The sequence below is a fragment of the Rhodospirillaceae bacterium genome (assembly GCA_028819475.1).
In the GTDB taxonomy this organism is placed as follows: domain Bacteria; phylum Pseudomonadota; class Alphaproteobacteria; order Bin65; family Bin65; genus Bin65.
This window is the reverse complement of sequence record JAPPLJ010000038.1, coordinates 1-14,814: the sequence shown is the minus strand read 5'-3', so window position 1 is coordinate 14,814 and position 14,814 is coordinate 1. Positions and strand designations below refer to the sequence as shown.

Genomic DNA, 14,814 nt, shown 5'->3' with positions numbered 1-14,814 from the left:
GGCCGGGATCGGCGGCGGCGGTCCTCAGTGTTCCCTCAGCAGGCGGCCGAAGCCGTCCAGACGATCGCCGATCCCGGCACGGCGCAGGGCGAACCAGAAGGTCGCCGTATTGCTGCTGACCACCGGTTTGCCGCACTCGGCTTCCAGCCGTTCGATCACGTCCAGGGTCGCAAGATCGGTGCAGGACAGCAGGATCGCCTCGGCCTCCGCCCGGTCGACGCGCCGGGCCAGGGCATATACCTCCTCAGGCCGGATGCGCGCGATGTTGCGGTGCTCCTGCGGCCCGCCGGCGCCGTAGCCGAAGCCTTCCTCGTGGACGACGGCGATGCCGTGGTCGGCCAGGAACCGCACCTCGTGGGCGTTGAGCGATGCGTCGTAGGGCGTGCCGAGCGCAATCTTCGTCGCGCCGAGGGCGCGCATGGCCTCGACCAGCGCCTGCGCGGTCGTCACCGCCGGCCGGCCGGTGCGCTCGGCCATGAAGTCGGCCAGGGATTCGACAGGGTTGACGAGGGAGCCGGCCGTGCAGCCGTAGGCGATCAGATCGACGCTGGCCAGCGCCAGGTCGCCGGCGTAGCGCGCAAGGTCGGCATGGAGCGCCGCCTTGCCGGCTTCGCTCACCGTATCGAGATGCAGCGGCATGCGCGCCGCATGGATCGTCACGCCCGGCGGCGTCATGCGGGCCCACTCCGCCTCGTTAGCGGTGTTGGCCGGCGGCACAATGACGCCGATCTTGGCCCGGGTGCCGTAGACGGTCGGATGATCGACGCGGTCTAGCCGCATGGCGTTTTCCCTTCCGATCCCGCCGGTCCGGCGCGGCGTTGCAACGATTCCCGGGGATAAGAGGTTACAAACCGCACAGTGTCCAGCGCCACCTGCCGGTCGCCGCGGCGGGAGGGACCGGACCTCTCTTTGTGGAGCGCGTCCGCCGGGCAGCACCCGGCGCCGGCTCTCCGCATATTGCCACACGCCATGCATTGCGGCATCCGGCCGGTTTCATCGGCTGGACGTTCGGCGACGGCAATCGTCCGGCCGTAAATGATGTCCGGAGGCGAGTTCCGAGTTTCCTTCGATCGGATTGCATGCTAGCGCACCCGGCCCGCGCAAGCTGCGGCGGACAAAGGACCGTTCGGCGGCGGCCGGGGCAGTATCTTCGCCGGCGCGGCCGGCACGCGTGCCGCGCAGTTTTCCGATCCGCGCCCCTAGCGAATGAGGAGTGAATGGGGAGCGAATTGGGATGGAAATGGGCGCGCGGGCGAGAGATTATGGCGGACGGGCCGGAGGCGCGCCGAATTCGCGAAAGGGACCTTCGATGTCGAAGCGGGCAAAATCTCATCGTCAGGACGGGGCCCCTGTCTCCGGCACCCACCCCATGACCCCGGAGGGCGACGGGCGGGGCGACGGGCGGGGCGACGATCCGATCGCCGTCGTGGGCATGGCGTGCCGGTTTCCCGGAGCGGAGAATCTGGACGCCTTCTAGAGCTTGCTGGCGTCCGGCGGCAACGCCGTGACCCACGGTTCGCCCGGCCCGGGCGACGATCGGGTGAGCGAAATGTTTCCCGATGACGTGGCCGTGCACGACGCCAGCCGTTACGGCGCCTTCCTTTCCGACATCGACCGGTTCGACGAGGCGTTCTTCCGTATCTCGCCGCTGGAGGCGCAGTCGCTCGACCCGCAGCAGCGGCTGCTGCTGGAGTTGAGCTGGGAGGCTCTGGAGGACGCGGGGATCAGCCCGGACCGCCTGGTCGGCAGCCGCACCGGAGTCTATGCGGGAATTGGCAGTTACGAATATCAGGAAATCGTTCGCGACGAAGGCGGATCGGTCGGGCCCGACACGCCGCTCTATCTGGTGACGGGCAACCGTTTCAGCACCGCGACCGGGCGCGTTTCCTTCGCGCTCGGCCTCGAGGGCCCGTCGATCGCCGTGGACACCGCCTGCTCCTCGGCGCTGGTCGCGGTCCATCAGGCCGTGGCGGGCCTCCAGCGCGGCGAGGCGGATATCGCGCTGACCGGCGGGGTTTGCGTGATCCTGTCGCCCACGACCACGGAAGCTTTCGCGAACGCCGGCATGCTGTCGCCCACCGGCCAGTGCTGGACCTTCGACGAACGCGCGGACGGGTTCGTGCGCAGCGAAGGCTGTGGCATGCTGGTTCTCAAGCGTCTGAGCGAGGCGGAGGCGGCCGGCGACCGGATCTGGGGGATAATCCGCGGGTCGGCCATAAACCAGGACGGGGAACGCCCGGGACTGCCCGCCCCGCGGGCCCTCACCCAGGCGCATGTGATCGAGGCGGCGCTGGCGCGGGCCGGTATTCCGCCCGCGCAGGTGGACTATCTGGAAGCGCACGGGACCGGAACCAAGCTGGGCGACCCGACCGAGCTGGCCGCAGCGGGATCGGTCTACGGCAGGGGGCGCACGGCGGACCGGCCGCTGCTCGTCGGCTCGGTGAAGACCAACATCGGCCATCTGGCGGCCGCGGCGGGGGCCGCGGGCCTCATCAAGGTCCTGCTTTCGATGCGCCGGGGCACGATCCCGAAACATCTCAACTTCCGGACACCGAACCCGCAGATCGATTGGGACAGCTTTCCGGTACAGATCACCGTGGCGGAGACGGACTGGCCGGCCGCGTCCGGCCGCGGGCCGCTGGCCGGCGTCAGTTCGTTCGGCTTCTCGGGAACCAACTCCCACGTCATCGTGGAAGGGTACGGAAACGGCGCAGACGAGGCCGCGAACGGCGCGACGCCGTGGCCGTCCGGCGCGCCGACCCCCGTGTCCGCCTCTGTGTCCGCCTCTGTGTCCGCTTCCCTGCCCGATCACATTGAAGACATTCCGCCGGCCGAAGGGCTCGGCCCGCGCGAGCTTCGGATCCTGCCGCTTTCCGGGAAGTCGGACGCGGCGCTCGGGGACCTTGCGGGCCGGTATCTCTCGTGGCTCGACGCGGAGGACGGGAACGGTGCCCGGCTCGCCGACATGGCGTGGACGGCAGGTGTCGGGCGCAGCCATTTCGGCCATCGCGACGCCGTAACGTTTCGCAACGCCGAAGACCTTCGCGCCGGCTTGCGGACACGCGCCGAGGGCGGCGAATGGCCTGCCGCGACGGCGCCGGCGCAAGTCGCGTTCGCCTATACCGGCCAGGCGAGCCAGTGGGTCGGCATGGGCGCGGATCTCTACGAGACCGAGCCGGCGGTACGCGCCGTTCTCGACCGCTGCGACGCCCTGCTCAGGAAAGAGCGGAACGGCTCGCTGCTCGACGTGATGTTCGGCAAGCCCGGCGCCACGGGAGACCTGGACGATCCGGAATGGAAGCAGCCCGCGATCTATGCGCTTGAATGCGCGCTGACGGCGCTGTGGTCCGGCATCGGCATCCGGCCGGATGTCGTGTTCGGCCACAGCCTCGGAGAGATTGCCGCCGCGCGCACCGCCGGCGTGTTCAGCCTGGAGGACGGTCTGCGATTCGCCGCGGCGCGGGGCGCACTGATCGGCGCCTTGCCGGGCGAAGGCGCGATGGCGGCCGTGTTCGCACCGGCCGCCGACGTGGCGGCCGCCCTGGAGCAGCACAACGCGTCCGGGAAGGGGATCGGCCTGTGCATCGCCGCAGACAACGGCGCGCACCAGGTGATCAGCGGTCCGGCGGCGGAGATCGCGGCAATCCTCGAGCGCTTCGAAGCGCAGGACATCCGGGTCGCGCGGCTGCGAAAGAGCCCCGCATACCACAGCGCCATGGTCGAGCCCGCGCTGGACGATCTGGAAGCGGTGCTGTCGACGATGTCCTTCTCGCCGCCGTCGCTGACATTCGTGAGCAACCTGACCGGCCGTACGGTCGAACCGGGCGAGACGCTCGACGCTGCATACTGGCGGCGCCAGGCCCGCGAGCCGGTCGCGTTCCGGGCCTGCGTCGAGACGCTGGCGGAGATCGGCGTCGATGCGCTCGTCGAGATCGGCCCGCACGCGGTGCTCGGTCCGATGGCCACGCTGAGCTGGCCGGAATCGGCGCGCGGCGGCGCCGGCGCGCCGATCGCCCTGGCCAGTCTTCGCCGGCCGTCCGAATCCTCGCCGGAGCCGGCCGGGGGCGACGCCTTTGTGGCGGCGGTCGCCGGCGCGTACGGGGCGGGCTTTCCGATCGCCTTCGAAGGGCTGTTCGCCGGCGAGGAACGCTGCCGCATCCAGTTGCCGGGCTATCCGTTCCAGCGCCAGCGCCACTGGGTCGAGGCCCCGAAGCGGCGGCGCCCGAGCACAGGCCATCCCTTGCTGGGTGTGCGGCACGAATCGCCGCGCGGGGAGGCCGCGTTCGAGACGGAGATATTCGTCTCCGACCCGCCTTGGGTGAAAGACCATCTGGTGTTCGGCCAGGTCGTGGTGCCGGGCGCGATGTTCGCCACGATGGCGGCGACGGTGCTGTGGGGCGAGCGCGCCCGCTCGGTCGTCCTGGAGGATTGCCAGCTGCACAGCCCGATGATCATCCCTCTGGAAGGTTCCGAAGACGAAGCGGGCGAAAGCGGGCGGAAACTCCAGATCGTGTTCGACGGCGCCGACGGCGCGTCGCCGCGTCGCTTCGAGGTGTTCAGCCGCGGCGGCGAGGACGGCTGGACCCTGCACCTCGAAGGCCGGATGTCGCCGGGCGGGGCGCGGCCGGAAGGCGGGGAACGGGTCGACCTCGAAGGCCTCATCGCGGAGCTGACGCCCGGAGACGTCCCCTCGCTCTACCGCAACAAGGTGAGCACCAGGGTGGTGCTCGGGCCCGCGTTTCGGCCCCTTCAGGCCGTGTGGTCCGGCCACGGCGAGGCGGTTGGTGAGGTCGCGCTCCCGGACTGCCTGGACGGGGGCGGACTCGACCTGCACCCGATCCTGCTCGACGGCTGCTTTCAGACCGTGCTCGCGGCGCGCGACCAGGCCCGCGTCGCGGGGAAATCCACCTACATGCCCTTCGGCTGGGACCGGCTGTGGCTGGCGGGGCCGCCGCCCGAACGGATCTTCTGCCATGTCCGCATGCGCGAGGCCGCCCGAAGCGGCTATTCTGACGAGCACGCGGACGACTCTCCGGAAATCGTCAAGGCCGATCTGAGCCTCTTCGACCCGGCCGGCGCGCCGATCGGCGGCGTGGACGGGTTCACGATGAAGCGGGCAACGCGCACCGCCATGCTCTCGGCGTCGCACGCGCTCAAGGATCTCCTGTACGAAGTCGTCTGGCGGGAACAGCCCCTGTCCGGCGGGCTTCAGTCGGCACAATTTCTCGAAGGCCCGGAATCGATCGGCGCCCGGACGGGATCGTTCCCCGACTATCTCGCGGCCGAGGATGTCCGGCCCGAAGAGCGGGCCGCCCTGCTCGGGGACCTGGACCGGCTTGGCGTCGCCTATGTGCTCGCGGCGCTCGACCGGCTGGGCTGGCGGCGCAGCGCGGGTGCGGCCGTCGAGGCGGAGGCCCTTTGCGGCGAACTTGGCGTCGTGCCGCAACACCGGCGGCTGTTCGGCCGGCTGCTCGGAATTCTGGCCGGGGCAGGGATACTGAAGCGCGAACCGGATAGCGGGCTCACCGTCGCCGTCGGGTCCGGGGACGCGCTGCCGGACGCGAGCCTCGGCGATCCGGAGCGCCTGGCGGAGCAGTTGCGCGCCCGGCACCCGCATGGCTCGAACGAACTCGGACTCCTCGAGCGGTGCGGCAGCGCCCTCGCCGAGGTCTTGCAAGACCAAACGGATCCGCTCTCGCTGCTCTTCGGCAGCGACGGGACGAGCGCGGCAGACCTCTATCGCACCGCGCCGGCCGCCCGCGCCGCGAACCGGATGCTGGCCGACGCGGTCCGGGCCGCCGTCGAGGCTCTGCCGGAAGGCCGGCGCCTGCGGGTGCTGGAGGTCGGGGCGGGCACCGGATCGGCGACCGAGCCGATCCTGTCGGAGCTTCCGGAAGGGCGTTTCGACTACATGTTTACCGACATATCGGCGGGATTCTTTGCCGAGGCGGAATCGCGCTTCGCGGCGAGCGGGGCGCCAATCGAGTATCGGGCGCTCGATATCGAGACGGATCCGGCGGCGCAGGGTTTCGACCCTCACGGCTACGACCTGGTCGTCGCGGCGAACGTGCTCCACACCACCCGGGACCTCGGGGAGACGCTGGCCCACTGCCGGTCTCTGCTTGCGCCCCGGGGCCAGCTCCTGGCTCTCGAACTCATACGCGGCCGGCACCTCCAGGATCTCACCTTCGGGATGCTGGACGGCTGGTGGCGCTTCGCCGACAGCTACCGGCCGGACCACGCGCTCGCGGCTCCCGAGACCTGGCGCCGGGCATTCTCGGATGCGGGTTTCGCGGAGACGGAGGTGCTGGGGGTCGACACTTTCGACGACGGGCGGCCGCTCGGTCCGGGAATCATCGTGGCGCGAGGCCCGGAGGAGGTCGCCCTTCCCCGCGGCGTCTGGATCGTGGCGCCGGATCGCGACGGTGTCGGCGAGGAACTCGCTGCGGCGCTTGCGGCCCGGAATCAGACCGTGGTGATCACGGGAGAGGACGAGGCGGCAGACGCGGCGCCGGTCACCGGGGCCGGCGTCTTCAGGTCGTTCGTCCAGACGGAACGCCGGGAATCCTGGCGTTCGCTCGTCGAGGGGCTGCCCGGCGATGCGCCCCTCCACGGCATTGTCCATCTCGCGGCGCTCGACGGGCGCGGCGCAACGGCCACGACCGAACAGGTCGCGCACGACGTGAAAAAGGCAGTCACGAGCGCTCTTTCGCTCGTCCAGGGAGTTCTGGACGCAGGCGCTACGCCCGCGAAGGGCCTGTGGCTCGTCACCCGGGGCGCCCAGTCGCTGGAGCGCGAACGCGACGGCGAGATCGCCGGGGCGGCGCTGTGGGGCTTCGGCAAGGCAGTGGCGAGAGAAGCGCTGCAGCTCGGGGCGCGGATGATCGATCTCGACCCCGAAGACACAGCGCAGCGGTCGGAACTTGCCGAGGAGCTGCTGTTCCCCGGTTCGGAGAACCACATCGCCTTCCGGCGCGGCAGGCGGCATGTCGCGCGCCTCGTCCGGACCGGGTCCGCAACGCCGCGTATCGCGTTCCCGGACGACGCCGGCTGGCGGCTTGCGCCCGACGAGGGCGGATCACTGGACGGCCTGCGGGTGGAGACGGCGCCATCGGACGGGCTTGAGCCCGGAGAGGTTCGGGTGGCGGTCGAGGCGGCGGGTCTCAATTTCCGCGACGTGCTACGGGCGACCGGAGCGCTCGATACCGGATTGCTCGGCCGCGAGATGTGCGGCCGGATCGTCGAGGCGGGACCGGAGGTCGCGGACGTCGCGGTCGGCGACCGGGTGGTCGGCCTTGCGTTCGGCGCGTTCGGACCGGAAGTCGTGACCCGGGGCGAGCTCGTGGCGCCGGCACCGGAGCGGATGCCGGCGGCGGCGCTGGCGACCGTTCCGGTGGCCTTCACCACCGCGGCGCTCGCGTTCGATCTGGCCGGGCTGAAGGCCGGCGAGCGGGTGTTGATCCACGCCGCAGCCGGCGGGGTCGGGCTCGCGGCGATCCAGCTGGCCCACGCCGCCGGCGCGGAAGTGATCGCGACGGCGAGCGCGTCCAAGCAGGCCTATCTCCGATCGCTCGGTATCTCGCAGGTGTTCGACAGCCGGCAGACCGCCTTCGGCAAGGAGATTCTCGATGCGACCGCCGGCGCGGGCGTCCACGTCGTGCTGAACAGCCTGACCGGGCCGGGCTTCATCGAAGCGAGTCTCGAATGTCTCGCGCCCGACGGCCGCTTCGTCGAGCTTGGCGCGCGGGACATCTGGAGCGAGGCGGCGATGTCTGAGACCCGCCCGGACGTGGCCTACTCGGTATTGCGGCTGGACGTTCTCAAGGAATCCGATCCCGCCCGGCCGGGTGCGGCGCTGGGGAGCGTGATGGGCCGGCTCGCCGCAGGAGAGCTGTCCCCGCTGCCGCGCAGCAGTTGGCCGCTCGCCGAGGCGGCGCCGGCGATGGCGTTCATGCGCTCGGCGCGGCATATCGGAAAGATCGTCCTCACCATGCCGCCGCTCACAAAGGGCCGGCTGCGGGAGGACCGGACCTATCTCGTCACCGGGGGCTTGGGCGGGATCGGCTGCGCAGTGGCCGGCCAGCTCGCGGACCGGGGCGCGAAAACGATCGTGCTGAACGGGCGCCGTCCCCCCGATCCCGCCGTCGAGGACGCGATACGCGCGCTCGAAGCGCGCGGCGTCACGGTTCGCGTCGAGCTTGCCGACATGACGGACGGCGCGGCGGTGGATGCGATGCTTGCGCGGATGGATGCCGAGCTTCCTCCGCTCGCCGGGGTGATCCACAGCGTGGGCGTGCTGTCGGACGGCGCGCTCGGGAACCAGAGCTGGGAGCGGTTCGAACAGGTCCTGTGGCCGAAGATACTGGGCGCCTGGCACCTGCACCGGGCGACCGAGGACCGCGATCTGGATCTCTTCATCCTCTTCTCAAGCGTGGTGGGGATCCTCGGATCGGCGGGCCAGGCGAACCACGCCTCCGCCAACGCGTATCTCGACCGGCTCGCCGCCCACCGGCGCGCCCAGGGGCTGCCGGGTCAGGCCATCGCCTGGGGCGCGTGGTCGGGAGTCGGCGAGGCGGAAGAGCAGCGGGACCGGATCGAGGAGCATCTCGCGGCCCGCGGCGTACGCTGGGTCACGCCGCAGCAGGGCTTGCGGGCCTTCGATCAGCTCGTGTCGCAGGATCTCACGGCCGGGGCGGTGACGGCGGTCGACTGGTCGGTCTATGCCGAGAGCTTCGGCGCGAGCCCGGCGCTCCTGGAAGATCTCCTGACCCGGACCTCGGCCGAGGCCGAACCTGCGGCCGCCGCTCCGGAAAACGATCTCCTGTCCCGGCTCCGGGCGGCGCCCGCCGGGGAACGGGAAGACGTGCTCGCCTCCTTCCTCCGGGAGGAGTTGCAGGCGGTGCTGCGTTTGTCGTCGCCGCCATCCCCGACCGCGAGATTCTTCGATCTCGGGATGGATTCGCTGATGGCGGTAGAACTCCGCAACCGCCTGAACCGGGGATTGGACGGAGTCTATACCGCGTCGAACACGGTGATGTTCGACTATCCCCACACGGCCGCCCTCGCGCGTTTCCTGGACGGCGAGCTCGGAGACCTCGGCGCGGGCGGTGCGCCTGAGACGGATGCGCGGCCGGCCGCGCAGCCGCGGCGCAGAAGGCCCGACCGGCGGCCGCTGCCGTCGTCCCGTGCGGACAATCGCGCCGCCGAACGCGACGGGATCGCGATCGTCGGCATGGCTTGCCGGTTCCCCGGCGCTACCGGTCTCGCCGCTTTCTGGAATCAGCTCGAGGCCGGCGTCGACGCGATCGCGGACAGACGGCCCGACTCCGGTGCCGGACCCGGGCCCGGCGGAGACCCCGGTTTCGACAATGCCGCGTTCCGGCGCGGCGGTTTCGTCTCGGGCATCGACGAGTTCGATGCACGGTTCTTCGGGATCCGGCCGATCGAGGCGCGGACCGTCGACCCGCAGCAACGGATGCTGCTCGAAACGAGCTGGCTGGCGCTCGAGGACGCGGGAATCGACCCCGGCGGGCTCGAAGGCAGCCGCACGGGTGTGTATGTCGGGATCAGCGGCTCCGAGTACCGGGAGGTGATCGCCAGGAGCGGGGAGGACATGGCGGTCCTCGAGACCGCGGGGAGCGTGGCCGCCGGGCGGGTCGCCTTCGCGCTGGGGCTCATGGGTCCGGCGATCCCCTTCGACATGACCTGCGCCTCGTCGCTTGCCGCGGTGCACGAGGCCGTCGCGGCGTTGCACCGCGGCGAGGTGAACCTCGCACTCGCGGGCGGAGTCAACGCGATCCTGTCCCCCGTGATTACGAAATTCTTCGTCGAAGTCGGCTTGCTGTCTTCGACCGGACAATGCAGGGCCTTCGATGCGGCCGCGGACGGTTATGTGCGCGGCGAGGGCTGCGGCATCGTCGTCCTCAAGCGGCTCGCCGACGCCGAGGCGGATGGCGACCCCATCTGGGCGGTCGTCCGCGGAACGGCCGTGAACCACAACGGTGCGAGCGCGGGCATGACGGTACCGAACGGGCCGGCCCAGGAGGCGGTGATCGAGGACGCCCTGTCCCGGGCCGGGATCGCTCCTGCCGAAGTGGATTATCTCGAGGCGCACGGCACCGCCTCGGAACTCGGAGACCCCATCGAGGTGCAGGCGGCGGCAGCGGTCTACGGCGAGGGGCGGGACCCTGCCCGCCCGCTGTTGATCGGCACGGTCAAGACGAACATCGGTCATCTCGAGGCAGCGGCGGGCGTCGCGGGGATCATCAAGGTCGTGCTCGCGATGCGCCGCGGCGTGATCCCGAAACACCTGCACTTCGACGCACCGAATCCGCACCTGGACTGGGACCGGCTTCCGGTTCGGGTGACCTCGGAACCGACGGACTGGCCGGTCGACGGCGGCCGGCCGCCCCGCGCGGCGGTGAGCGCTTTCGGGATCTCCGGCGCGAACGCGCACCTCGTGGTGGAGGGATATGCGGCACCGAACGGCGCCGATCGATCCGCCGATGCGGCGGCCCCGGAAGGGGCTCCGGGCGCGGTCGCAATTGCTCTTCCCGATCCCGGCCCGGACCAGGCGCCGGTGCCGGAAGCGCACGGCCCGCGCGCGGTTCGGCTCCTGCCGCTTTCGGGCAAGTCGGACGGCGCCTTGCGAACGCTTGCCGGGCGGTACCTCTCGTGGCTCGACGAGCGCAACGGAGCGGCGGCGAACGGCCGGTCCGCGGTAGACTCGTTGCTCGCCGACATGGCGTGGACGGCCGGAATCGGCCGCAGCCACTTCGCCCACCGCGCCGGCGTCGTCTTTGACGATGCGGCGTCGCTCCGGGCGGGCTTGAGCGCTCTCGCCGACAGGTCGAACGGACCTGGCGGTTGCGAGCCGCCGAAGACGGCGTTCGTGTATCCCGGCGACGGTGAAGGTGCGGCTGCCGCGGCAGAGGCCCTCTATCGTAGCGAGCCGGTGGCGAAGGCGCTCTTCGACCGCTGCGACGCGGCCCTTCGCGCGGAAGGGGGCGCGTCGCTGCTCGACCGGATGTCCGGCGAATCCGGCCCGGAGCAAGCGCTCGACGGCCCGGCGCTCTATGCGCTCCAGTGTGCGCTTACCGCGCTGTGGTCGAGCGTCGGAGTCCGGCCCAGCGCGGTTGTCGGGTTCGGCGCCGGGGAACTCGCCGCGGCCCATGCGGCCGGGGTGCTGGATCTCGAACAGGGAATTCGCCTTGCCGTGGCGCGGGAAGCGGCGAAAGCCGCCGCCTCGGAAGACGGTCTCGATGCGGCGCTCGCGGGAATAGCGTTCAGGCCGCCGACCATTGCTCTCGTCAGCGGCGTCACAGGCCGGGCGTTGAGGTCCGAAGAGGTGCTCGAAACGGCTTGCGGGCTTCGGCATCTGCATGAGCCTGCCGCGTACGGGCCGTGCATCCGGACGCTGGCGGACCGGGAGGTGGGGGCGGTCGTGGAGATCGGCCCCCGCGGCTCGGTCGGCCCGACGATCGCCTCGCACTGGCCGAAGTCCGCGGGCGGCGCCGGGGAGGCCGGGAACGGCGCCGGCCGACCGGTCGTGCTGCCGGGTCCCGGGGCGACCGGCGGAAACGGCTCCGCGCCGGACGGCGATGCCGGCTTCGTGGAGGCGGTGGCCCGCGCCTACGAGGCGGGGCTCCCGGTCGCGTTTGCCGGGCTCTTTGCGGGAGAGACGCGGTGCCGCATCCCCGTGCCCGGCTACCCGTTCGAGCGCCGGCGCTATTGGGTCGGTTCACTGAAGACGTAATCGCGCGGCGGGCATGCCCATATCCGGGCTTGCGCGCCGGCGGCCCTACAAAAACCGGTTGCTCGCGAGAAAATCCCGAAGCAGAGCAGCGCATACTGCCGGCTGCTCGAGTTGGAGAAAGTGGGTCGACTCGGGCAGGAAATCGTAGTCCACGGTCATCATCTTGCTCAGGTCGAACGCCGGCAGGTAGGTGCTCGGCAGCGTCGGATCGGCGCCGATGACCTTCGTCGGGCAGGAAAGCTCCTCCAGGTCCATGAGCGGCGAGAAGCTCCGGACATAGTCCACAATCTGCGCCTCATACTCGCGAGGACATCGGAGCTCGAAACCGTCCCCGTCCGGGGATCGGCGAAGCGTGGTGCGGGCCATGAGCTCGCGCACCCCGGGCACGACGCGCCTGAACCCCCGCATGTAGGCCAGGAACTCGGCATACTCCTCCTGCGACTCGAACCGATGTCCGCGCCGCCGGACCAGTCCCGCCTGCCGCTCGACGGCCGCATCGAACTCCGCCTCGTTCGCCGTCGGCTTGCAAAGGGGCGGATCGAAAAGAATTTGCGCCGAAAAGCGCCTGGAGAACGACAGAAGCGAAATCAGGGCGGATATGGAGTGGAACACGCCGACAGTGGTCTTTTCCCCGTATCGACCGAAAACGGCCTCGAGGATGAGATCATGGTCATGCATCAGAATGGGAATATTGTGGTTTTGCCGAACGCCGACGGTGTTCCAGCCGTGGTTTCGGATGTCGAAGACCATCACATCGAAGTCATCGAGAAACAGTGACCAGAAGGGGTAGTAGAGATCGATCGCAAGGCCGTTGCCGTGGCTCAGAACGAGCCGGAGGCCGGATGGATTTCCGTGACGGCGCACGGAGGTGACCGACCCGTCGTGGAGTCGGACCTCGCACACGGAAATAGGCTCGGGGATTTCCCAGACCGTCTCTGAGGTCACGGTTGTGCTCCCGTACGATCCCCGAATTCATCGTCCCGCCGGGGAACGGAAGACACGACGCAAGGACCGCTGCGTCGTGGCAGCCTGTCGGAAGCGTCCGGCGCCTCTGCGACACCGGCCGTTTCCGGGGTGCCTCTGTCCCCCCGACGCGCCGAGGACCCCGGAAATCAGGGCCCTCGGCTTGATCGGTATGGATTACTCCGGGCTATGTCCTAGCCCGGAACAATCAACCGGCATTGGCATCCAGATATGTGACGACGTCGCCCAAAGTCTGGAAGTCCGCAACGTCTTCGGCGCGCATCTCCACGCCGAACGCCTCTCCACACGCTTTGACGAATTTGACGGCGTCCATCGACGATATCCCCGAATCGCCCAATCCGACGCCGAAATCCGGATCGCGGTCGGCATCCAGATGCTCGCGGAAAAGCGCTCTGACACGGTCTTGTGTAGCTGACATGTAATTTTACTCCCGATGACGATCGAATGCAGACTTATTCTGCACCGGGGTTTGTCGCAGGAATTTCCTCGATGTGTAGGGGTTTCGAGCAATCGGAGAATTTGACATTCAATCCCCACCTCGTGATGGAACATGGCGGACGAGCGGCAATCGACGAGGCCGTTTCCCGGGCGAGCGGACGCATCCGGAGACCGCCTCGAAGCGCCATGTCCAGCCGAACCGGGCCGGCGCCCGGAAGCGCCGGGCGGTCGAGCGGCCGGGTCGGGTGCGGTGCGGCGAAATCGCCAACATCCCGGCTGCGCGCGGCTTCCTCTGCCTGGCGGCGATCTCGGGCCGGGCTTCGCCGATAGCCCGTCTGTCTGCTGTTCTCCGGTGAATGGTCGGAGCGGCGGGATTCGAACCCACGACCTTCTGACCCCCAGTCAGACGCGCTACCTGGCTGCGCCACGCTCCGGCCGGTGTGGAAAATAGAACAGGGCGGGTGCGGTTACAACGCGGCTCCGCGCCGCCCGTCCGCCCGATCGGCGCTGCCGGCCTACGGCTCCGGCGGCGGACCGCGCAGCCGGTCGCGGACCTCTTCCAGACCGTCGATCAGGCTGGCCAGGCTGGCCCGCTCAAGGGAGATCCGGTCCGCCGACTCCGGCGCTTCGGGATCGGGACCGGCGACGGCCGCATCGGCGGCGCGGGGCGCCTCTCCGACCGGCGCAGCGGCCGAACCGCCCGCTCCGGCCTCTCCGGCCGCGACGCCTTCCGGCGCCGCTTCCGGCCGGCGCAACACCGGAGGTTCGGGCGCTGCGCGCGTGCGTTCCGGCGCCGCCGGCCCGGCCGGTGCGTGCCCGTCTCCGCCGGCCTGCGCCCGTTCCGCGGCGGCGGACGCCCGGCCGGCCCCGGAAGAGGCGGCCGTACCGCCTTCGCGCAAGAGTTTCTGGACGCCCTTGATCGTGTAGCCGTCATCGTACAGCCAGGCCCTGATCCGGTTGAGCAGGTCGATGTCTTCGGGCCGGTAATAGCGCCGCCCGCCGCCCCGCTTCAGGGGTTTGATCTGGCTGAATTTGGTCTCCCAGAACCGAAGCACATGCTGCGGCACGCCGACTTCGCCGGAAACTTCGCTGATCGTGCGAAAGGCGTCCGCCGATTTGGTGCGGCGGCTCATCCCTCGATTCGCATTCGCGGGATCGTCGTTCGAGGACGCCATGGTTGCTCTATCCTGTCAGCGGTGCCCGTCCGCCCGCCGCGCTGCAGCGCTAGTCGCTGTCCGGCCGGTTCAGGCGCTCTTTCAAAATATTCGACGGCCGGAAAACCAGGACGCGCCGCGGCGAGATCGGTACTTCCTCGCCGGTTTTCGGATTGCGGCCCGTCCGCTCCCCCTTGTTGCGCAACATGAAACTGCCAAAAGATGAAATCTTGACATTCTCGCCGCCGACCAGCGCATCGCATACTTCTGCAAGCACCGATTCGACCAGTTTCGCCGAATCGTTGCGCGACAGCCCGATCTCCTCGTAGACCGCCTCGCCGAGATCGGCCCGCGTTATCGTGTTTGCTGCCATTGCCGCCTCCCCAACAGCCGACAGATTTAGCCGCCAACCTTCGGGACCGTCAAGAACCTCGATTCCCTGATAGGCGTCGATTACGCGAGGGATTGGCGTTCGGGATGCGG

The 14,814-nt window shown here is 69.8% G+C and carries 7 protein-coding genes and 1 tRNA gene; 2 read left to right on the top strand and 6 right to left on the bottom strand.

Translation table 11 applies throughout. The features are described from left to right. Positions 1–24: 24 nt before the first annotated feature. Entirely contained in the window at positions 25–780 is a 756-nt protein-coding gene (locus tag OXM58_12030) for an aspartate/glutamate racemase family protein (GenBank protein MDE0149089.1), read from the bottom strand. 589 nt (positions 781–1,369) lie between these two features. Here OXM58_12030 and OXM58_12025 point away from each other — a divergent pair. Both OXM58_12025 and OXM58_12020 read left to right on the top strand, forming a co-directional pair. Then, on the top strand, positions 1,370–1,477 hold the full coding sequence (locus OXM58_12025) for a beta-ketoacyl synthase N-terminal-like domain-containing protein (GenBank protein MDE0149088.1): 108 nt from the start codon (positions 1,370–1,372) through the stop codon (positions 1,475–1,477). Between the two features lie 3 nt (positions 1,478–1,480). Next, entirely contained in the window at positions 1,481–11,755 is a 10,275-nt protein-coding gene (locus OXM58_12020) for an SDR family NAD(P)-dependent oxidoreductase (protein MDE0149087.1), read from the top strand. A gap of 45 nt (positions 11,756–11,800) precedes the next feature. Here the strand turns inward: OXM58_12020 and OXM58_12015 are convergent, their stop codons facing one another. From OXM58_12015 to OXM58_11995, 5 genes are all read right to left on the bottom strand, one after another. Further along, positions 11,801–12,700 carry an alpha/beta hydrolase gene (locus tag OXM58_12015; protein MDE0149086.1) on the bottom strand — a complete coding sequence of 300 codons (900 nt, stop codon included), beginning with the start codon at positions 12,698–12,700 and terminating at the stop codon, positions 11,801–11,803. 226 nt (positions 12,701–12,926) lie between these two features. Then, positions 12,927–13,157 carry an acyl carrier protein gene (locus tag OXM58_12010; GenBank protein MDE0149085.1) on the bottom strand — a complete coding sequence of 77 codons (231 nt, stop codon included), beginning with the start codon at positions 13,155–13,157 and terminating at the stop codon, positions 12,927–12,929. A gap of 377 nt (positions 13,158–13,534) precedes the next feature. After that, positions 13,535–13,611 (bottom strand) — tRNA-Pro (locus tag OXM58_12005). A gap of 81 nt (positions 13,612–13,692) precedes the next feature. Beyond that, a complete protein-coding gene (locus OXM58_12000) occupies positions 13,693–14,352 on the bottom strand; it encodes a MerR family transcriptional regulator (protein ID MDE0149084.1) in 660 nt (219 codons plus the stop codon). A 49-nt stretch (positions 14,353–14,401) separates the two neighbouring features. Beyond that, positions 14,402–14,704 carry an integration host factor subunit alpha gene (locus OXM58_11995; GenBank protein ID MDE0149083.1) on the bottom strand — a complete coding sequence of 101 codons (303 nt, stop codon included), beginning with the start codon at positions 14,702–14,704 and terminating at the stop codon, positions 14,402–14,404. Positions 14,705–14,814 lie beyond the last annotated feature (110 nt).